Below are 19,738 nucleotides of genomic sequence, written 5' to 3' on the forward strand. Positions count from 1 at the left end.
TAATATGACCATGATTTATTCCCCTGATCCATTACGTCAACAAGTTGAAAAACAAAGTAATGGACAACGCACCATTATTTATAGCCCCAAGGGCCAACCTAATTATGTTTTCATTATTCCACGCTTCAACCTAGAGGATATTGATAAGCGATTGGGAAGTGGAATTCACCCTGCTTTTATTATCAATAACCAGCCCATCGATGCTTTTTATTACTCTTGCTACTGCGCAAGTTTGCTTGATGGCGAATTAGTCAGTCAGCCAGATCAAATACCTGCATGCAACCTTGATTTATTACAATTTCAATTACTGGCTAAGCAAAGTGGTAAAGGATGTCATATCAGTAGCAATGCCGAATGGTGCGCCATTTCAGCATTGACCAATCAATATAATGGCATTGTTCAAGGCAATACCGATTATGGCCGTAACTATTATTCCCATGATGAATTCACTCCAAGAATAGATAGCCTTGCCACAGGTGATTTACATGGAACGCCAACAACCCGAACCAATGCACAATGGGAAAACTGGCATCATAACCATCAACTTTCAGGTATTAGTGACTTAGTAGGAAATCTGTGGGAATGGCAAACGGGTGCTCGGTTACACTCAGGTGAAATCCAAGTGATCCCAAATAATGATGCAGCCATCAACTTAGAGTACTCATCCGCAAATTGGTACGCTATTGACATGACGACTAACAAGTATATCCCGATAAACAGTTCAACAAGTGCCAAATATGACTCGCCAATTTCTAAAACTGATGGCAATGCAGGAACCCCAATCATTTCACAAAATATCTTGAATTTTAACGGCGAGCCGAGTGACTCCAGCTACCCCGCAGGTCTACTCGATAGCCCTTTTCGTTTGCTTGATAGTACAAGCCAAGAGCAAATACTGACTTTACTGAAAGTATTGGGCTTTGCGCCTTATAAAGCGAAACAAACCAGTGACCAAATTTATCTACGCAATTATGGTGAGCGCGCTCTAATGCGTGGGGGAGCATGGTATTCACAAGCCAGCGCTGGTATCGATGCCCTGTGCCTTAGCCACACTGAACGCCATAAAAGTACCACGGTAGGAGCTAGGACTGCTTGGATACTCTAGCCTGCAAATTAATATTGCTAGCCCCATAGGGGGACTAGCAAAAATATTAAAGCCTAAGTCAGCTTAGGCTTTGGAAGCCAAGCTGAAATAAAATAGGAAAGCCCACAAACCGCAATAAATAGCCCAACATAACCTAAGTTAAAGTGACTTAAATAACTGACAATTAGAGGGGTGATCCCACCGATAGATGCAGCTGCACTATTATAACCAATACCTAATATTGTTGCCTGTCCGTCAGATTTATCCATCAGTACAGCTGATAAATTACACAATATCATCGCTGAGTATGCAGACATAACGACTTGAGCAAAAAAGACTAGAAGCAAATTATCTATTTGTAATAAAAAATAAAGTGGCGCTGAAAACAATACCATCCCAATAACGCCTATATCAGAAACAAATTTAGCCGAACCATACTTATCTGTTAACCAACCACATATCATCATAAAAACTAGCAATAAACCGGATGAAAATATTTCATAATAATTTTTTATCTCATCTATCTTTAATTGTTGAATAATTAGTGAGGTTGACAAACTTTGAGAGTAAAAAGTGACAGTTCCAGGAATGGTAAATAAAAACACCAAAAAAATACGGTACCAGCTGAACATTATTTCTCTGTTTGATTCATTTTTATAATCGGGTAATTTAGCTCTAAACCAAAAACTAATTAAAATATTAATTAAACCAATTAATAATGGGATCCTCCATCCAATTGACTGCATAGTATCTTCAGATAACGTATTCTTTAGCATGAAAACGATAGCTAATGATGCAATAACTCCACACAAAGAACTACCAACAATAATTGACGAAACTCTAGACCGAATATTTCCATCTAAATCCTTAAATAAGTACGTAATTAGAGAAGGGAACTCTCCTGCGAAACTAAAAGAAAGAGCTAACTGCAAAATTAATATCACTAATGGCGTATAGTTCCCTAATAATTCAATGGGTAACAGTGCCATCATTAATGTTGCCGTACCTGTTATCAAGCTTGTTAATACTAGGGCTGACTTTTTTCCTACCGTATCAGCATAGCGACCGATTACATATCCGCCTAAAGGGCGGATTAAAAAACGTAATGCAAAGATACCCCATACCATTTCTGTCGCTTGAGAATAACCTAATTTAGTTAATTCAATACTTAAATAAGTAGATATAGCTGCAAAAACTGCAATATCATAGTATTCCAAAGCATTACCAGCAACTACACCAAATCTAAATTTCCATTTCATTTTGATATTTACATCCATTTAAAAATGATAAAGTATTTTAATTATTTCAATGTACATTTAAATTTAAGGATAGCTTACTAAGGTTTCTAAGCAGGCTAGTGTAATTCCATTTTCCTTTAATGCCATAAATAGACCACTAGAAGAAGCATGTGGACAATCAAGTTTTTCTTTAATTCTTTGAATTCTCTTATGTTCACAAACTTCTGAACAACCTTGTATATAGCTAATTTCTTTTACTTTACAATGTGATAATAATAACCTAATAGTTACAATCTCTTTTCGGGTAAAAAGAATATTTCCAAACCGCATGTATTGATGCACGTCTAAAATTTCAGCTTCTTTTTCATTATTATCCAAATTATTTTCTACCAATAACTCTATATTCTCTCTTAAAGGTAAATAATCATCATTTGATTTCCATATTCCATGTGCATAATCAGCAATTGTTGGACGACATTTATATATTGCGAACATCTCTTTAATTGAAAGCTTTCTTTTTGAATTAATTGAAGTTATTTCATATACACTTCCATATTTGGTACAAAAATCCACCTTCAACTCATTCTTTTTCGTTCTCAATAAAGTTTCCATATAAGCTTTAGAGTAATTATTCCAATATTGTATCCCTGATGATAGCCTCTCACTCATTAGTTTATCTAGATCTGCATCCCAATAGACCAATAACCATTCGTAGTTATTCGAAATAATGTTAACCTTCTTATTACTAACATCAACTCTAGAAAAAGAAAGATCAATATCATTCCAGTCAAAATAATTAGAAAATGTATCATTCAAACCAGCACAAGCTTTTTCCAAAATAATATTTTTAACATCCATAATAAATCCCTTTAAGTTTAAAAATAATTAACATCGAGAGACGTATCTTTATCATAGGATGAAAAATATTCAAAGTATTATTTAATTAGACTATTAAATATAGGACTGATAACTTTATATTAATATGAAATAAAAATTTAAACTTAATCATTAAATAAACAATAATTGGAGATAAAAAATGAAAAAAGATTGGCATTCAGCAGACATTATTGCAGCAATAAAGAAAAAAGGCTCTTCTCTTTCTGCCATATCACGACAAGCCGGACTAAACTCATCAACATTAAATAATGCGCTTTCAAGACGTTGGCCTAAAGGAGAAAGAATTATTGCTGAGTTTTTGGATATACCTGCATCTGAAATTTGGCCATCGCGTTATAATGAAAAATAACATAAGAATAGTTATCTCTATGTCCCCAAAATATCAAAAAAAAGCGGGTAACTTTCTCTGTCATCCGCTTATTATTTATTAATTAAAATATGCTTAATTTGAAAGCTAACTTGATACTTTTAAACCAATTAACCCGGTAATAATCAATGCAAGGCTTAACAAGCGGAACATATTCGCGGATTCACCGAGAAAAATAATTCCCACAATCGCAGTACCAACCGCACCTATCCCAGTCCAAATGGCATAAGCCGTGCCGACCGGCAAATCACGCATGGCATAAGCCAATAACCCCATACTCGCAATAATGGCGAGAATAGTGATGATACTCGGAGTTAATCGGGTGAAGCCATGGCTGTATTTTAGCCCTACAGCCCATACAACTTCTAGTAAACCCGCAAATAAAAGGACGATCCAAGCCATGCTCGTTTCTCGCGTAAATAACTTGGGGCCGTCCCCATATTTAAATGACGTTGATTCAGGTCGTCCTGAATACGTATGATGTATAAATACATTATAAATATTCACAGACCTAGGCTCAAGCAACGAAAAATAACAAATAAGCGCAAATCAACCATAAAATTTAACCTTTTTATACCGTTTTTTATTATTAAGCATCATAGCCATCGCACTCAAAATTATACACATGTAAAGTAGATGTCTAATCTGGCAAGTTCATCGAGAAAACAGCATGAGTCTCAGAGACATCTTACTCGCCCTTTGTGTGGTGGTTATTTGGGGTGTTAACTTCGTTATCATTAAGCTCGGCGTTACCGCACTTCCGCCGTTATTATTAGGCGCATTACGTTTCATGTTTGTGGCCTTTCCTGCTATTTTTATTTTTAAGCGCCCCAAAATTCCGTTCAAATTATTGCTTCTCTATGGGCTCACCATCAGCTTTGGTCAATTTGCCTTCTTATTTTGCGCGATTAGAGTGGGTATGCCAGCGGGGATTACCTCTGTCATATTGCAATCCCAAGCGTTCTTTACGCTATTGCTCGGCGCAATGATTTTAAAAGAATCATTACAACCAACCCATTTTATTGGCATGTTTATCGCGATTGCAGGGCTAACGGTTTTAGCCAATGGCGCCACCTCCGGTGGATTAGATGATATTCCATTACTAGGCCTAGCATTCACTTTAATTGCTGGTTTATCATGGGCTTGTGGAAACATCACCAATCGAATCATAATGAAACAGGAAGGCGCAGAGAAATGCAGCGCCCTATCATTGGTCAGTTGGAGCGCGCTGATCCCAATCATCCCCTTTTTGATTAGTTCATGGGTTTTAGAAGGTGAAGAAGCCATTGTTGAAGGGCTATCAGGTTTTAATTGGTCAGTCTTTGGTGTCATTATCTATTTAGCTTATTTATCAACATTTGTCGGCTATGGGCTTTGGGGAGTCCTGCTCGGTCGTTATGAAGCTTGGCGTGTTGCTCCTTTTTCATTGTTGGTTCCTGTCTTTGGTTTAAGCAGCAGTGCTTTATTCCTTGGGGAGCATATAAATGGCGTACAAGTTGCTGGCCTCGTTTTAATCATGTTTGGTCTAATTACCACGCTTTTTGGTAAAAAAATAATCCAACAATTAAGACGAGCCTAGTTAACCAATTAATAGTCGGGAGTTTTTTAGCTTCCGATTATTTTCTTTTCTTTAACCATTCTCGTATCAACAAAAATACCGCAATAGTTACTATTGCTAAAAAACACCAAAAATCCAGATAAAAAACCAATTCATTAGATAATCGCTAGCTCAAAACCAGATAAAATCCAATAAATAATCCTAAATTAGTGATACTGGCAACAATTATTAAATTTATCTCAAATTTCAATTAGGTGTCTCGTTTTAGCTACTTTTTCTTTAACTTAACTATGGCTATATCTTCCTCAGTTTCACTTAAATAAATAACAAATATCATTCATTGAACAGATGGGGATGGCTATGGGTAAACAATTTATTTGGATTGTGCTCGCTCTGCTCGGTGCTTTTTCACTTGGCTACATCGCTTTATATCGTGGCGAACAAATCAATGCCTTGTGGATCGTCGTCGCAGCCGTATGTATTTATCTGATTGCATACCGCTATTACGGGCTTTTTATTGCTAAAAAAGTACTCCAAGTTGACGCAACTCGTATGACACCAGCAATTCGTCATAATGATGGCTTAGATTACGTACCAACAGATAAAAAAGTATTATTTGGTCACCACTTTGCCGCTATCGCAGGCGCCGGCCCACTGGTTGGCCCTGTTCTTGCAGCGCAAATGGGCTATTTACCCGGTATGTTGTGGCTACTCGCTGGGGTTGTGCTAGCAGGTGCCGTACAAGACTTTATGGTGTTGTTTGTCTCAACACGTCGAGATGGCCGCTCACTGGGTGAATTAGTCAAAGAAGAAATGGGCAATACCGCAGGGGTGCTGGCTTTAATCGCTTGTTTTATGATTATGGTAATCATCTTAGCCGTACTTGCCATGATTGTCGTAAAAGCCCTTACTCATAGCCCATGGGGAACTTATACAGTTGCCTTTACTATTCCTTTAGCGATTTTTATGGGGATTTATACCCGTTATATCCGCCCAGGACGCATTGGTGAAGTTTCTATTATTGGGCTCGTTTTCCTTGTATTTGCAATTATCTCAGGGGGTTGGGTTGCTGAAAGCGAAACTTGGGCGCCTTACTTTGACTATACTGGTGTTCAACTCACTTGGATGTTAGTCGGTTATGGCTTTGTTGCTGCCGTTTTGCCAGTTTGGCTGTTACTCGCTCCCCGCGACTACCTATCAACCTTCTTAAAAATCGGGACTATCATTGGTTTGGCAATTGGTATTTTAATCCTCAATCCAAATCTACAAATGCCCTCGCTGACGAAATATATTGATGGTACAGGCCCAGTTTGGGCAGGTGATTTGTTTCCATTCTTATTTATTACCATTGCTTGTGGCGCCGTTTCTGGCTTCCATGCACTAATTTCATCAGGCACCACACCAAAAATGTTGGCTAATGAAAACCAAGCTTGCTTCATTGGTTATGGTGGCATGTTAATGGAATCTTTTGTGGCAATTATGGCGTTGGTTGCCGCTTGTGTGATTGACCCGGGTGTTTATTTTGCCATGAATAGTCCCATGGCGATGTTAGCTCCCGCAGGTACGCAAGATGTGGTCGCATCTGCAGCACAAGTGGTAAGTAGTTGGGGCTTCCAGATCACTCCTGAGCAGCTCAACAGCATTGCTAATGACGTGGGGGAAACCAGTATTATTTCACGGGCAGGCGGTGCGCCAACACTGGCAGTTGGGATGGCGTATATTCTTCACGGTGCGCTTGGCGGCTTGATGAATGTGGCGTTCTGGTACCACTTTGCCATATTATTTGAAGCATTATTTATTTTAACCGCGGTGGATGCAGGAACCCGAGCAGCACGTTTTATGCTACAAGATTTACTGGGAGTGGTGTCTCCATCTTTGAAACGTACGGATTCGCTACCCGCCAACTTGATAGCAACTGCACTGTGTGTGCTAGCTTGGGGTTATTTCCTCCACCAAGGCGTTGTCGACCCACTTGGTGGTATTAACACCTTGTGGCCATTGTTTGGTATCGCGAACCAAATGTTAGCAGGTATGGCATTAATGCTGTGTGCTGTGGTACTGTTCAAAATGAAGCGCCAAAGATACGCATGGGTCGCTTTAGTACCAACGGCTTGGCTGTTAATCTGTACGATGACTGCAGGCTGGGAAAAAACCTTCAGTGAAGATGCCCGTGTAGGTTTCTTAGCTGTAGCAAATAAATTCCAAGCAATGATTGATAGCGGCAATATTCCTGTTCAATATACAGAGTCTCAATTAACTCAGTTAATTTTCAATAACCGCTTAGATGCAGGATTAACTATTTTCTTTATGATTGTCGTGGTATTACTGGCTCTATTCTCCATCCGCACTGCGTTGAAGGCATTAAAATCCGACCAACCAACAGCGAATGAAGTACCATACGAACCCATGCCAGCCAATTATGAAGAAATCGTGGCAAATACGCGCCATCATTGATTTTCGCAGAAAAGCTTGTCACTGTTTAGGACATATACTCTTTCTCCAAAATAATTCACGTTGGAGCAAGGCGGCAAAGAAGATAATCCCTAGGAGCATACTCCAGTATGTGACTAGGGTTAGCGGATGAAGCCAACGCAGCAACAGCGTGAAGTATGAAGGAGAAACTAGGAGCATACATAACAGTATGTGACTAGGGTTAGCGAATGAAGCCAACGCAGCAACAGCGTGAAGTATGAAGGAGAAACTAGGAGCATACATAACAGTATGTGACTAGGGTAGCCAAGCGAAGTCAACAACGCTGTAGCGCGAAATATGAGGGAGAAAAAAATGTTTGGAGAACTGGGAAAAGCAGCCCGCTACCTAGGCCAAGCGGCAAAAATGATGGTTGGCGTTCCCGATTACGACAACTACGTCGCTCATATGCAAAGAACACACCCTGACCAAACGCCTATGACCTATGAAGAGTTTTTCAAAGAGCGTCAAGACGCACGTTACGGTGGCAAAGGTGGGTTTAAGTGCTGTTAACCACTTAAAATAGACAAAAAAAGCCGTGGACTTAAGCCACGGCTTTTTATTTCTAACGATTGAGTATAGGATCAACCGTTATTTTACGCGTGAAACATACTCACCTGAACGAGTATCAACACGGATAACTTCACCGATCTGAACGAACAGAGGAACCTTAACCACTGCGCCAGTGCTCAGTGTTGCAGGTTTACCACCTGTACCTGCGGTATCCCCTTTCAGGCCTGGGTCAGTATCGGTAATTTCTAACTCAACAAAGTTAGGTGGAGTTACCGCGATAGGACGGCCGTCCCACAGTGTTAAAATACATTCTGCTTGGTCAACTAACCATTTCGCGTTATCGCCAACGGTTTTTTCGTCCGCTGCTAACTGTTCAAAAGTTTCGTTGTTCATGAAATGCCAGAACTCACCGTCGTTGTACAGGTAAGTTAAGTTCATATCCATGACATCTGCACCTTCAACAGAGTCAGTAGACTTAAATGTTTTTTCCAACAGTTTGTTAGAAATTAGTTTACGGATACGCACGCGTGCGAATGCTTGACCTTTACCCGGTTTGACGAATTCACTTTCTAAAACGACACAAGGCTCGCCATCTAACATGATTTTAAGACCTGAGCGGAATTCATTGGTACTATAAGTAGCCATGGTGATCCTCTAATTTATAAACTAAAAATGGCATAGCCAAAAAATGGTCGATATTGTAACTCAAAATACCTCATCCAGAGAAGTCTGGATACAACAACTTGCTGAAGCAATCACTAATCCAGATGAATTGCTGCAAATACTTAACCTAGAAAATCATCTTTTATCGAAAGAAGGCAGTGAGGCACGCAAATTATTTCCTTTACGCGTTCCAATGCCCTTTATTTCCCGCATGAAAAAAGGCGATCCACTAGACCCTCTGTTATTGCAGGTATTAACTGCAAAAGCAGAGTTTGATATACATCCAGGTTTTTCTACTGACCCACTAGAAGAGCAGGATAATGAAATTCCAAGTTTACTGCATAAATACCACAACCGCGCATTACTGCTGGTAAAAGGTGGCTGTGCAGTCAACTGTCGCTACTGTTTTCGCCGGCATTTTCCTTACGAAGACAACAAAGGAAATAAAAATAACTGGTTGATGGCTGTGGATTATATAAAAAACCACACCGAACTCAATGAAATCATCTTCTCAGGTGGTGATCCGTTGATGGCAAAAGACCATGAACTTGATTGGCTCATCAGCCAATTAGAGGCGATTTCTCATATAAAACGCCTTAGAATTCATACTCGTTTGCCTGTGGTGATACCAGAACGCATCACAGATACGCTCTGTAAACGGCTTGCTAGCTCTAGGTTACAGGTCATTATGGTTACACACGTTAATCATGCTAACGAAATTGACGAGCTATTCAGCAAGGCAATGCAAAAACTAAAACTATCAGGTGTGACATTATTAAACCAAAGCGTATTACTGCGCCAAGTTAATGACAACGTGACGGCTCTGATGAATTTAAGTAATGCCTTATTTGATGCAGGTATTTTGCCTTATTACTTACATGTATTAGATAAAGTTCAAGGCGCTGCGCACTTTTTAGTGAGTGATACCGAAGCTAGACAATTGATACAGCAATTACTGAGTAAGGTCTCTGGGTACCTTGTACCTAAGCTCGCTCGGGAAATTGGGGGAGAGCCAAGTAAAACACTGCTAGACCTTAACTTAAGGCAGAACTAGAAAGCAAAACGCCCAAATAATTATTTGGGCGCTATGAATTCATTTTAGGGGCACTTATAAACTTGGCCAACCATTTTGCTATCTAATGGAATGAAGCTAGATAACACGGTTTCACTTGGACTTGATGCACCAAAAATCACGTTACCGCCCATCGCCGCTGCTTTATTACGTAAATCATTTGCTGCGCTGCGCATTGAGCTAGATTCATTGTTGACACCACTCAACCAGTTGCTTTGAGTCCCTGCAACCTGACCGAGAAGTTGGCAATCACTTCCAGGTTGATTCTCAACAAAACGAACTTGTGAGCCTGCCGCAGTCAAATTAGTTGTTGTTGAACAACCTGCTAAAAGCAATAATGCAGCAGCACCAAGCAAGACTTTAATTCGCATGTTTTCCCTCATTTTTCATTGTGTTTTTGCAGCTGGTTTGAAAATCGCTTTAGTTCCAATAGCCTACTAATTGAAATATCTAGAAGGTGATTAACATACAGCGCCATAATTGCCACACATCACCAGCCGAATAGAGTCTACCACAAATTAATCAAGAACCTGCTCTATTCTTTGCTAATTCAAACCACTTACCTTACGTTAAATATAACCTGCGAAGCAACATTGACGCAAAAATAAATCGTATAACGCATTAATTGTATCTTGTTTTGATATATTACCTTCATCAATAATTAATGGTTATTTATTAATTAAAAATCAATAAAAAAACCGGCACCGCTAGAAATATAACGATGCCGGTCTTATGGTGGGTAGCCCTAACCTAGTTAGTAACTACTTGAGCTTGATGTCGCCAACTGGCTTACATCATACCGCCCATTCCACCCATGCCGCCCATACCAGCAGCACCTAAGTCAGGTGCATCTGATTTTGGCAGATCAGTGATCATCGCTTCAGTTGTGATCATCAGACCTGCGATAGACGCTGCGAATTGCAAAGCAGAACGCGTTACTTTAGTTGGATCTAAGATACCCATGTCGATCATATCGCCATAAGTGTCAGTTGCTGCGTTGTAACCTTCGTTGCCTTTAGCAGCTTTAACGTTGTTAACAACCACAGAAGCTTCTTCACCTGCGTTAGTGACGATTTGACGCATAGGTGATTCCATCGCACGTAGAGCAACACGAATACCAACTGTTTGCTCTTCGTTATCACCTTTCATGCCTTCCAGTTTCGCTGCAACGCGAACCAGTGCAGTACCACCACCAGCAACAACGCCTTCTTCAACGGCTGCGCGAGTTGCATGCAAAGCATCGTCAACACGAGCACGTTTTTCTTTCATTTCAACTTCAGTTGCTGCGCCCACTTTAATTACCGCTACACCACCTGCTAATTTAGCAACGCGTTCTTGCAGTTTTTCACGGTCGTAATCTGAAGAAGATTCTTCGATTTGCTGACGGATTTGTGCAACACGGCCAGCAATAGCAGACTCTTCACCCACACCATCAATGATAGTGGTCGTATCTTTGTTGATAACGATACGTTTTGCTTGACCTAAATCTTCTAATGTCGCTTTTTCTAACTCCATACCGATCTCTTCAGAGATAACAGTACCATTAGTCAGAATTGCGATATCTTGCAGCATTGCTTTACGACGGTCACCAAAGCCCGGTGCTTTAACCGCGGCAACTTTAACAATACCACGCATGGTGTTAACAACCAGAGTTGCCAGCGCTTCACCTTCAACATCTTCAGCGATGATTAATAGTGGTTTGCTTGCCTTAGCAACGCCTTCTAATACTGGCAGTAATTCACGGATGTTAGAAACTTTTTTGTCAACTAACAGGATGAATGGGTTTTCTAACTCAACAGCACCTGTTTCTGGTTTGTTGATGAAGTAAGGAGACAGGTAACCGCGGTCAAATTGCATACCTTCAACCACATCCAGCTCGTCTTCCAGACCAGTACCTTCTTCAACTGTGATAACGCCTTCTTTACCGACTTTATCCATCGCTTCTGCAATTAATTTACCCACGGTTTCGTCGGAGTTTGCAGAAATAGTACCAACCTGTGCGATTGATTTAGTGTCTGAACAAGGAACAGACAGTGCTTTCAGTTCTTCAACAGCAGCAACAACTGCTTTGTCGATACCGCGTTTCAGGTCCATTGGGTTCATACCCGCAGCGACCGCTTTTAAGCCTTCAGTAATGATAGCTTGAGCTAGTACAGTTGCCGTTGTGGTACCGTCACCCGCTGCGTCGTTAGCTTTAGAAGCAACTTCTTTCACCATCTGAGCGCCCATGTTTTCGAATTTGTCTTCTAATTCGATTTCACGTGCAACTGAAACACCATCTTTGGTGATAACTGGTGAGCCAAAAGATTTATCTAAAACTACGTTACGGCCTTTAGGACCTAAAGTCACTTTTACTGCGTCTGCCAGAACATTCACACCACGAAGCATTTTCGTACGTGCATCACTACCAAATTTAACGTCTTTAGCTGCCATTATCTCTTTCCTTCAAATTCTTTTCGTTCGTTGAGAAGTTTTAAGTGAAAATTACGCTTCAACAATTGCCAGAATGTCACTTTCGGACATAATCAGGACTTCTTCATTGTCGATTTTTTCAGCTTTCACGCCATAACCATCGTTAAAGATTACGATATCGCCAACTTTCACATCCAGTGCTTTGATTTCACCATTTTCGAGGATGCGGCCGTTGCCAACTGCAAGAACTTCACCACGAGTTGATTTGCTTGCGGCAGTACCCGTCAGAACGATCCCGCCTGCAGATTTTGATTCAACTTCTTTACGTTTAACGATAACACGGTCATGCAATGGACGAATTTTCATTAATAGTTCTCCTATAAATAAAGTCCATACTAGGTAAAAGGACGATACCAGCATGTCTTAAATAAACTAGTACCATGTTTGAGCAGATTGGGGCGAAGAAGAGGAACTTCAAGGGGGGAGATAAAAAATTTTTCATTTTTATCTCCCCATAAATAGGATGGTTTTATGGTTTAGGACGATCGTCTTTATCTGATGAATCTGAATTATCGATTGTAAAAGAAGGATCATCTTGCTTACGTTGGAATTCCCCCTCAAAAGTATCGCCACGTTGAAAGCCGCTATTTCCCGTTTGGTTAAAACCAGAACCTGGTTGGTAGAAACGAATATGAGGAATTAAGCGCATTACAATAAGCTTTTGAATTGGCGGTAGTAATAACAGTAAGCCAATAAAATCCGTAAAGAACCCAGGCACAATCAACAAGAAACCCGCTAAGACCAATGCAACGCTCTTGATCATTTCAGCTGCTGGGCTTTCACCCGACGCTAACTTTTGTTGGATTTGCAGTACATTTTTCATACCTTGATTTTTCACAAGTGACACACCTAAGCAGGATGTCAAAACGACTAAAATTAACGTCATTAAAACTCCAACTTCAGATGCAACCCGCACAAAAATGACGGATTCAATGTAAACGAGAATACATATCAGAATGAGTGGTAACCAGCGCACAAGTTCTCCTTTATTTCAATAAGCTATCGATTATTTTACGCCCCTAGGGAAACCTTTGTGAACTGCATCTAAGAGACAACCATCAATATTCGCTTTTTTCTTCAGTATAGCCATAATAATTGGGGCAGATATAACGCTTTTCAACTCACAGATTTTTTTCATTAATGGCACTTATCTGTGATGAATATCACACAACGTGAAATCTGTTGCATAAATCAAACTATATAGTGATCTAGGTTCAAGGCAATAGATGATTAAAAGCATATCATCTACCCATAAATCAGTAGATCATAATGCTGACAACGTAGTAGACGGTGTTAATTGCTTGTAAAGTTTTACTTTGCAATATTAATCACCTGTGAATTTTGTTTTACGAAGTATCGATTTTTAAAGCGCATAAACGGACAGTAACTGTAATCTAATTAAGAAGGTTCTCATGTCAAACAATACTCGTATCGAAGAAGACCTGTTAGGTAAAAAAGAAGTTCCAGCTGATGCCTATTATGGTGTTCATACTCTGCGTGCGATTGAAAACTTTTATATCAGCGACCGCACCATTAACGATGTCCCAGAATTTATTCGTGGCATGGTTATGGTTAAAAAAGCGGCGGCTTTAGCCAACAAAGAACAGCACACTATTCCACGTAATATCGCGGATACCATCATCAAAGCGTGTGACGTTGTTCTAAATGAAGGCAAATGCATGGACCAATTCCCGGTTGACGTATTCCAAGGTGGTGCGGGCACATCACTGAACATGAATACCAACGAGGTTCTAGCAAACATCGGTCTTGAACTGATGGGCCATAAAAAAGGTGAGTATGAATTCTTAAACCCAAATGACCACCTAAACAAAAGTCAATCCACTAACGATGCATACCCTACAGGGTTCCGTATCGCAGTGTATAATTCTATATTGAAGTTAATTGAGTCTGTTGAATACCTGAAAAAAGGCTTTGAAGCTAAAGCGGAAGAATACAAAGACATTCTGAAAATGGGACGTACCCAGCTGCAGGATGCCGTTCCAATGACTGTCGGCCAAGAATTCCATGCTTTCGCTACTCTCTTAAAAGAAGAAGAGAAAAACTTAAAACGCAGCATTGAATTACTGCTCGAAGTTAACTTAGGCGCAACTGCTATTGGTACAGGCCTGAATACGGCACCTGGTTACTCAGAACTTGCAGTTAAAAAATTAGCAGAAGTGACTGGTTTACCATGCGTTCCAGCAGAAGACTTAATCGAAGCAACCTCTGACTGTGGTGCTTACATCACTGTTCATGCAGGCTTAAAACGTTTAGCGATGAAACTGTCTAAAATTTGTAACGACTTACGTCTGCTATCTTCAGGTCCGCGTGCTGGCCTTAAAGAAATCAACTTACCTGAGTTACAAGCTGGTTCTTCTATCATGCCAGCAAAAGTTAACCCTGTTATTCCTGAAGTCGTCAACCAAGCATGTTTCAAAGTTATTGGTAATGATATCTGTGTAACGATGGCTGCTGAAGCAGGTCAATTACAATTAAACGTAATGGAACCAGCGATTGGCCAAGCGATGTTCGAGTCTATCTCACTGATGAGCAACGCATGTCGTAATCTGCAAGAAAAATGCATTAGCGGCATTACTGTGAACAAAGAAATCTGTGAAGCATTTGTGTTTAACTCCATCGGTATCGTCACTTATCTGAACCCATTCATTGGTCACCATAATGGTGATATCGTAGGTAAAATCTGTGCTGAAACGGGTAAGAGCGTACGCGAAGTTGTTTTAGAACGCGGTTTACTGACTGAAGCAGAACTGGATGATATTTTCTCTGTTGAGAACTTAAAACACCCAGCTTATAAAGCAAAACGCTTTGATGACTAAAAATTTATGTTTATCATAAATAATACTTAAAAATAAAGGCACGCCTCTCAACAGAAAGCGTGCCTTTTTTGATTAATACACACACAAATAATTAACATAACAGTTTCATAATTTTAATTTTCATTTTGTCGAGGAGTAAACACTATGTTAGCCGTAGAATTTATTATTGTTCTGCTGGCCATCTTTTTGGGGGCCCGTTTAGGTGGGATAGGTATCGGCTTTGCCGGTGGCCTTGGTGTACTGGTACTCGCAGCTATTGGCGTAAAACCAGGAACCATTCCATTTGACGTTATCTCAATCATCATGGCTGTTATTGCCGCTATCTCTGCAATGCAAATTGCTGGAGGTCTGGACTATTTAGTCGCCCAAACCGAAAAATTACTGCGTCGTAATCCTAAGTACATCACCATTCTTGCACCTATTGTTACCTACTTTCTGACACTTTTCGCAGGGACAGGTAATATCTCATTAGCAACACTGCCTGTTATTGCAGAAGTCGCTAAAGAACAAGGTGTAAAACCTTGTCGTCCATTATCGACTGCGGTCGTTGCAGCACAGATAGGTATTACAGCATCACCAATTTCTGCGGCAGTGGTTTACATGGCATCCGTCATGGAAAACCCAGCAATGGTGGGTGCAGGTAACACAGTCAGCTATATCTCACTTCTGAGTGTTCTATTACCTGCGACATTCCTTGCTATCATTTTGATGTCGTTCATCATCTCTTGGACGTTTAACTCTAAATTATCTGATGACCCTATCTACCAAAAACGTTTAGCGGAAGGTTTAGTTGAACTGCGCGGTAGTCAAGTTAAAGAAATCAAAGCGGGCGCTAAGTCTTCTGTACTGCTGTTCTTGCTTGGGGTTGTTGGCGTTGTCTGCTATGCCATCATTAACAGCCCAAGTTTAGGGATTGTTGAAACACCATTAATGAACACCACAAATGCGATTTTGATTATCATGCTGACTGTGGCGACATTAATCACTATTTTCTGCCGTGTAAATACTGATGCTATCTTGAACTCAAGTACCTTTAAAGCAGGTATGAGTGCATGTATTTGTATTTTAGGTGTGGCTTGGTTAGGTGATACATTCGTACAACACAACATTGACTGGATCAAAGAAACTGCGGGGGATTTAATTCATGAACATTCTTGGATGTTAGCGGTTATTTTCTTCTTCTGCTCCGCTTTACTATACTCACAAGCCGCAACAGCGAAGGCTCTAATGCCAATGGCATTAGCGCTGAATGTTAGCCCATTAACTGCTATCGCATCATTCTCTGCGGTTTCTGGTCTATTTATTCTGCCTACCTACCCAACACTGGTTGCTGCAGTACAGATGGATGACACAGGGACAACGCGTATTGGCCGATTCGTCTTTAACCATCCATTCTTTATTCCAGGCACTATCGCTGTCGCATTAGCTGTTTCATTCGGCTTCTTATTTGGCGGTATGATCCTATAGTTTATATTAGTTACAATTAATCTTATGCAGGCCCGTGCGAATAGCACGGGTTTTCTATACCTACCTATAACATATTATTTTTGTTATCTTATATAAAATCACGTAAGCAATTATAAAAATACAATAATCATTTAGATAAAAACTCAAACCATATCTTAAAAAGATATATTTAAAATATATTGAATTTAATTATGCATAAATCAGAGATAAAAATTTTTCTAACAATATAAGTATATTAATACTCTACATATAAGTGTAACAAACAATGACTATAAGCATGTAATAACAAGCCACCTCATTTATTTTATCAAAACCATCAATAAAAATATAACTCCAAAAAAAAAGAAAAACAAAAGAAAATTAAAATAAAAAACCAATAGTTTAATTAAAAAAAGACAATTAAACCAAAAAAACATTTCAACCACACGGATTGAGGGTATCAAAGATAGAAATCATCTATCAAAAATTTAAAATCAATCCGCCATAAATATTGGTAATAATTAACTCACCCTTGTTTAATAATACCCGAAAAACCTGATAATGATCATTTAATTAATTAAGTGATACGAATTAAATATCAAGAAAGTTTAATAACAAGATAATTTATTTTAGCAAAATTTATCTATTTGGAGGAGGCATGCTAAATACTCAACGAAGTGAAAATACAAATGTAACCGTTTATATTGGAACCTTTTTAAAGCACCGCAGAAAAGTGGTTGGTTTAACTGGTGCACAATTAGCTTCTCGCTTAAGAATCAGCCAGCAGCAAGTTTCCCGCTATGAAAGAGGTAAAAATGCCATTACTATCCAAGGTCTTTTGGACATTTTACAAGCTCTCGAATTGCGAAAACATGACATCGATGACTTTATGAATAAAGTCTTTCAGTTTTACTATATCGATGCGGCATTAGAAGCTAAATTGATCAATTAAAGTCTGATATAAACCCATGAAGTTCGTTCCAGGGGGGTTCTTCCCCCTCCTGTGTGCTTTAAACTACTCACTTTTGAATCCCATTCAATTTCTTATTTGGTTTTATCCCCCCCCCCCTCAGAAACGGCGACTCATGATAGCACTGCAAACCGCTATAATTCACAATTGAACATTGTTATGATGGAGAAAAATCAGACATTATTGTGATGGAGTTAACAATGCCTATCCAACGTGAAATTATTTTGAGCCATGCGTTAAATCAACTGGAAATCCAAGGTTTATCCGCATCCACAGAAAATTTACTCAGTGAAATTGAATCTGATTTCTCTACAATTCGGCAGTTCTGGCCAGACGATGAAGCTCTTGTTTATGATTGTTTGCGCTATCATAGCCAACAAATTGAAGTATGGCAGCGCCAAACCTTGCTAGATGAATCCCTAAGCCCGCAACAAAAATTAATGGCCCGTTACCAACAATTGTCTGAAAAAGTCAGTGAAGGGCGTTTTCCTGGCTGTTTGTTTATTTCTGCTTGTAATTATTACCCTGACTCACAGCACCCAATCCATCAGCTCAGTCGTTTACAGAAAGACAATTCCTTTAACTTCACCAAAGACCTGTTAGATGAATTGGATATTGAAGACTCTGAACTAGTCGCTAACCAAATGGAATTAGTGCTTGAAGGCTGTTTAAACCGCTTATTAGTACAAAGGGACATTCAAGATGTTGATATTGCACAACACCTTTCAGAGGACATCCTAACAATCGCACTGTGCCGTAAAAAAGGAGCGTTAAGCTAAAAAACTAATTAACGCATACTAAACGCACACTTTTTGTTGAAAAAGAAAACACTCAGTAAAAAAAAGTGTTTTTTTATTAAAAATGCATTGACGCAAACGGCTGAATACGGTTTAATGCGCCCCGTTGCCCGGATAGCTCAGTCGGTAGAGCAGGGGATTGAAAATCCCCGTGTCCTTGGTTCGATTCCGAGTCCGGGCACCACTATTTAAAGAACCCGCCCAAAAGGCGGGTTTTTGCTTTTGTATTTCCAAATACTCATACTTAGCCAACTAGGCTAAAAGCACGGAATGGCCTTTACTCTCCTCTAAACACCTATTTCTCTATACTCTCTGTTTGCAATCTATGAGTAATAAGCCTATATACAGAATATAGATATAAAAATAACCATAAGCCAAAGTTCATTGACTTGACTTATACCAAATAATTAGAATGTAACTAGAAAAAGCCAAACGCTAAGGTTTATAACTAGATTATTATTCTCACCCTTTTCTCAATTTATCCATTAAACGGCTCTCACTCACTCTTATTACGTGTATTTACTGGCCTGTTGTCTCATTTAAGAACCTAAAAATAAGTTTTTATATTAATAATTATTCAAATAAACCACTAAAAAACCATAATATCATTTTTTATTCCCATCTATTGAGCTAAAAAAATAATCAAATACAATATTAAACAATAAATAATAATAATTTGTAATGAGAATGTAACCAAGCCTTAATACAATAAAGCCAACTAAACCTTACCGAGCAATTCACAATCAATGCTTAACATACTGTTAAGCAACAAAAATAGTTCTCTAAAATAAAAAGAAAATAACTATAATGTTTAAAATAAGACTCTGCATATGAACCTGAAATAAATGACTTAATATTATTTTTAATTAAGGAATACCTTATATTCTAAAATTTTATTTTTGCCATAATTTACTCTTAAAGATAAAAATAGTTTTATGAATCAATGATACTAGGGTCAAGTTTCCACATGAAAAAGAAAAAAGATACAACTTATTATATCAGCCAGCTAGTTGGTAAATGCTTACAAGAATACCGACAAGAGTTAGGTATTAGCGGTGAGAGGATTGCGAAAGAGCTAGGTATTAGCCAACAGCAATTATCTCGTTATGAACGAGGTGAGAATGCATTAACCGTAGATGTATTATTTAAATTTATTCTTATACTCGGTATTAACTTTCCAGATTTTTACCATAGGCTATTCTATATCGTTAGCCATCATCCTAAACTTTCACACCATATCACTAATTTAAATGGTTTTGGTTGGGAATTAGATGATTTGAAAGACTATTACAATTCAGCAATTGTCTAACCTTTGGCATAAAGAAATATTGTTTAATTTGTTTATTTTATATTAT

The 19,738-nt window shown here is 39.0% G+C and carries 19 protein-coding genes and 1 tRNA gene; 12 read left to right on the plus strand and 8 right to left on the minus strand.

What is annotated here, in order from left to right; genetic code table 11:
* The first annotated feature begins 4 nt into the window (after positions 1 to 4).
* Positions 5 to 1,105 carry a hypothetical protein gene (locus PSE60_RS01585; protein ID WP_272664386.1) on the plus strand — a complete coding sequence of 367 codons (1,101 nt, stop codon included), beginning with the start codon at positions 5 to 7 and terminating at the stop codon, positions 1,103 to 1,105.
* 53 nt (positions 1,106 to 1,158) lie between these two features.
* Here the strand turns inward: PSE60_RS01585 and PSE60_RS01590 are convergent, their stop codons facing one another.
* Together PSE60_RS01590 and PSE60_RS01595 are read right to left on the minus strand one after the other, a co-directional pair.
* Complete coding sequence (locus tag PSE60_RS01590) at positions 1,159 to 2,343, minus strand: MFS transporter (protein WP_272664387.1); 1,185 nt, start codon at positions 2,341 to 2,343, stop codon at positions 1,159 to 1,161.
* 63 nt (positions 2,344 to 2,406) lie between these two features.
* Positions 2,407 to 3,180 (minus strand): hypothetical protein, encoded by a 774-nt coding sequence (locus PSE60_RS01595; protein ID WP_272664388.1) that lies wholly within the window; start codon positions 3,178 to 3,180, stop codon positions 2,407 to 2,409.
* 178 nt (positions 3,181 to 3,358) lie between these two features.
* On the opposite strand from PSE60_RS01595, the gene PSE60_RS01600 reads away from it, so the two are divergent.
* Complete coding sequence (locus tag PSE60_RS01600; RefSeq protein ID WP_272664389.1) at positions 3,359 to 3,568, plus strand: helix-turn-helix domain-containing protein; 210 nt, start codon at positions 3,359 to 3,361, stop codon at positions 3,566 to 3,568.
* 105 nt (positions 3,569 to 3,673) lie between these two features.
* Here PSE60_RS01600 and sugE read toward each other — a convergent pair whose 3' ends face one another.
* The gene (gene sugE / locus PSE60_RS01605) at positions 3,674 to 3,988 is read right to left on the minus strand and encodes a quaternary ammonium compound efflux SMR transporter SugE (RefSeq protein ID WP_272664390.1); all 315 of its coding nucleotides are present in this window, start codon (positions 3,986 to 3,988) and stop codon (positions 3,674 to 3,676) included.
* A 268-nt stretch (positions 3,989 to 4,256) separates the two neighbouring features.
* Between sugE and PSE60_RS01610 the strand changes: the two genes are divergently transcribed.
* The 3 genes from PSE60_RS01610 to PSE60_RS01620 all read left to right on the plus strand — a co-directional run bounded on the left by PSE60_RS01610 (position 4,257) and on the right by PSE60_RS01620 (position 8,126).
* A complete protein-coding gene (locus tag PSE60_RS01610; RefSeq protein WP_272664391.1) occupies positions 4,257 to 5,165 on the plus strand; it encodes an EamA family transporter in 909 nt (302 codons plus the stop codon).
* Between the two features lie 339 nt (positions 5,166 to 5,504).
* Positions 5,505 to 7,598: a pyruvate/proton symporter CstA gene (cstA, locus tag PSE60_RS01615; RefSeq protein WP_004908095.1), complete on the plus strand. Its 2,094-nt coding sequence runs from the start codon at positions 5,505 to 5,507 to the stop codon at positions 7,596 to 7,598.
* A 330-nt stretch (positions 7,599 to 7,928) separates the two neighbouring features.
* On the plus strand, positions 7,929 to 8,126 hold the full coding sequence (locus PSE60_RS01620) for a YbdD/YjiX family protein (protein WP_004908094.1): 198 nt from the start codon (positions 7,929 to 7,931) through the stop codon (positions 8,124 to 8,126).
* Positions 8,127 to 8,204: 78 nt separating this feature from the next.
* Here PSE60_RS01620 and efp read toward each other — a convergent pair whose 3' ends face one another.
* Positions 8,205 to 8,771: an elongation factor P gene (efp, locus tag PSE60_RS01625; protein ID WP_004258667.1), complete on the minus strand. Its 567-nt coding sequence runs from the start codon at positions 8,769 to 8,771 to the stop codon at positions 8,205 to 8,207.
* 43 nt (positions 8,772 to 8,814) lie between these two features.
* On the opposite strand from efp, the gene epmB reads away from it, so the two are divergent.
* On the plus strand, positions 8,815 to 9,843 hold the full coding sequence (gene epmB / locus PSE60_RS01630; RefSeq protein WP_210839689.1) for an EF-P beta-lysylation protein EpmB: 1,029 nt from the start codon (positions 8,815 to 8,817) through the stop codon (positions 9,841 to 9,843).
* Between the two features lie 44 nt (positions 9,844 to 9,887).
* Here epmB and PSE60_RS01635 read toward each other — a convergent pair whose 3' ends face one another.
* From PSE60_RS01635 to PSE60_RS01650, 4 genes are all read right to left on the minus strand, one after another.
* Positions 9,888 to 10,232: a DUF4156 domain-containing protein gene (locus tag PSE60_RS01635; RefSeq protein WP_004908089.1), complete on the minus strand. Its 345-nt coding sequence runs from the start codon at positions 10,230 to 10,232 to the stop codon at positions 9,888 to 9,890.
* A 418-nt stretch (positions 10,233 to 10,650) separates the two neighbouring features.
* The gene (gene groL / locus PSE60_RS01640; protein ID WP_210839703.1) at positions 10,651 to 12,294 is read right to left on the minus strand and encodes a chaperonin GroEL; all 1,644 of its coding nucleotides are present in this window, start codon (positions 12,292 to 12,294) and stop codon (positions 10,651 to 10,653) included.
* Between the two features lie 51 nt (positions 12,295 to 12,345).
* Positions 12,346 to 12,639: a co-chaperone GroES gene (locus PSE60_RS01645; RefSeq protein WP_004908085.1), complete on the minus strand. Its 294-nt coding sequence runs from the start codon at positions 12,637 to 12,639 to the stop codon at positions 12,346 to 12,348.
* Positions 12,640 to 12,802: 163 nt separating this feature from the next.
* Positions 12,803 to 13,309, minus strand: coding sequence for an FxsA family protein (locus PSE60_RS01650; protein ID WP_272664392.1), 507 nt, complete (start codon positions 13,307 to 13,309; stop codon positions 12,803 to 12,805).
* 436 nt (positions 13,310 to 13,745) lie between these two features.
* Here PSE60_RS01650 and aspA point away from each other — a divergent pair, with 436 nt between their 5' ends.
* The 6 genes from aspA to PSE60_RS01680 all read left to right on the plus strand — a co-directional run bounded on the left by aspA (position 13,746) and on the right by PSE60_RS01680 (position 19,692).
* The gene (aspA, locus tag PSE60_RS01655; RefSeq protein ID WP_004908081.1) at positions 13,746 to 15,170 is read left to right on the plus strand and encodes an aspartate ammonia-lyase; all 1,425 of its coding nucleotides are present in this window, start codon (positions 13,746 to 13,748) and stop codon (positions 15,168 to 15,170) included.
* Between the two features lie 144 nt (positions 15,171 to 15,314).
* Positions 15,315 to 16,637 carry an anaerobic C4-dicarboxylate transporter gene (locus PSE60_RS01660; RefSeq protein WP_004258703.1) on the plus strand — a complete coding sequence of 441 codons (1,323 nt, stop codon included), beginning with the start codon at positions 15,315 to 15,317 and terminating at the stop codon, positions 16,635 to 16,637.
* Between the two features lie 637 nt (positions 16,638 to 17,274).
* Positions 17,275 to 17,568: a helix-turn-helix domain-containing protein gene (locus PSE60_RS01665; RefSeq protein WP_210838873.1), complete on the plus strand. Its 294-nt coding sequence runs from the start codon at positions 17,275 to 17,277 to the stop codon at positions 17,566 to 17,568.
* Between the two features lie 224 nt (positions 17,569 to 17,792).
* On the plus strand, positions 17,793 to 18,365 hold the full coding sequence (gene dicD / locus PSE60_RS01670) for a division control transcriptional repressor DicD (RefSeq protein WP_419182212.1): 573 nt from the start codon (positions 17,793 to 17,795) through the stop codon (positions 18,363 to 18,365).
* 126 nt (positions 18,366 to 18,491) lie between these two features.
* Positions 18,492 to 18,567 (plus strand) — tRNA-Phe (locus PSE60_RS01675).
* A 783-nt stretch (positions 18,568 to 19,350) separates the two neighbouring features.
* Positions 19,351 to 19,692 carry a helix-turn-helix domain-containing protein gene (locus tag PSE60_RS01680; RefSeq protein WP_272664393.1) on the plus strand — a complete coding sequence of 114 codons (342 nt, stop codon included), beginning with the start codon at positions 19,351 to 19,353 and terminating at the stop codon, positions 19,690 to 19,692.
* The last annotated feature ends 46 nt before the right edge of the window (positions 19,693 to 19,738 follow it).

The organism is Providencia sp. PROV174 (genome assembly GCF_028480685.1).
Lineage (GTDB): Bacteria > Pseudomonadota > Gammaproteobacteria > Enterobacterales > Enterobacteriaceae > Providencia > Providencia rettgeri.

Bases quoted from the DNA above. Each gene is read 5' to 3' on its own strand.
- PSE60_RS01585 (WP_272664386.1), top strand. From the start codon at position 5: ATGACCATGATTTATTCCCCTGATCCATTACGTCAACAAGTTGAAAAA.
- PSE60_RS01590 (WP_272664387.1), bottom strand. From the start codon at position 2,343: ATGAAATGGAAATTTAGATTTGGTGTAGTTGCTGGTAATGCTTTGGAA.
- PSE60_RS01595 (WP_272664388.1), bottom strand. From the start codon at position 3,180: ATGGATGTTAAAAATATTATTTTGGAAAAAGCTTGTGCTGGTTTGAAT.
- PSE60_RS01600 (WP_272664389.1), top strand. From the start codon at position 3,359: ATGAAAAAAGATTGGCATTCAGCAGACATTATTGCAGCAATAAAGAAA.
- sugE (WP_272664390.1), bottom strand. From the start codon at position 3,988: ATGGCTTGGATCGTCCTTTTATTTGCGGGTTTACTAGAAGTTGTATGG.
- PSE60_RS01610 (WP_272664391.1), top strand. From the start codon at position 4,257: ATGAGTCTCAGAGACATCTTACTCGCCCTTTGTGTGGTGGTTATTTGG.
- cstA (WP_004908095.1), top strand. From the start codon at position 5,505: ATGGGTAAACAATTTATTTGGATTGTGCTCGCTCTGCTCGGTGCTTTT.
- PSE60_RS01620 (WP_004908094.1), top strand. From the start codon at position 7,929: ATGTTTGGAGAACTGGGAAAAGCAGCCCGCTACCTAGGCCAAGCGGCA.
- efp (WP_004258667.1), bottom strand. From the start codon at position 8,771: ATGGCTACTTATAGTACCAATGAATTCCGCTCAGGTCTTAAAATCATG.
- epmB (WP_210839689.1), top strand. From the start codon at position 8,815: ATGGTCGATATTGTAACTCAAAATACCTCATCCAGAGAAGTCTGGATA.
- PSE60_RS01635 (WP_004908089.1), bottom strand. From the start codon at position 10,232: ATGCGAATTAAAGTCTTGCTTGGTGCTGCTGCATTATTGCTTTTAGCA.
- groL (WP_210839703.1), bottom strand. From the start codon at position 12,294: ATGGCAGCTAAAGACGTTAAATTTGGTAGTGATGCACGTACGAAAATG.
- PSE60_RS01645 (WP_004908085.1), bottom strand. From the start codon at position 12,639: ATGAAAATTCGTCCATTGCATGACCGTGTTATCGTTAAACGTAAAGAA.
- aspA (WP_004908081.1), top strand. From the start codon at position 13,746: ATGTCAAACAATACTCGTATCGAAGAAGACCTGTTAGGTAAAAAAGAA.
- PSE60_RS01660 (WP_004258703.1), top strand. From the start codon at position 15,315: ATGTTAGCCGTAGAATTTATTATTGTTCTGCTGGCCATCTTTTTGGGG.
- PSE60_RS01665 (WP_210838873.1), top strand. From the start codon at position 17,275: ATGCTAAATACTCAACGAAGTGAAAATACAAATGTAACCGTTTATATT.
- PSE60_RS01680 (WP_272664393.1), top strand. From the start codon at position 19,351: ATGAAAAAGAAAAAAGATACAACTTATTATATCAGCCAGCTAGTTGGT.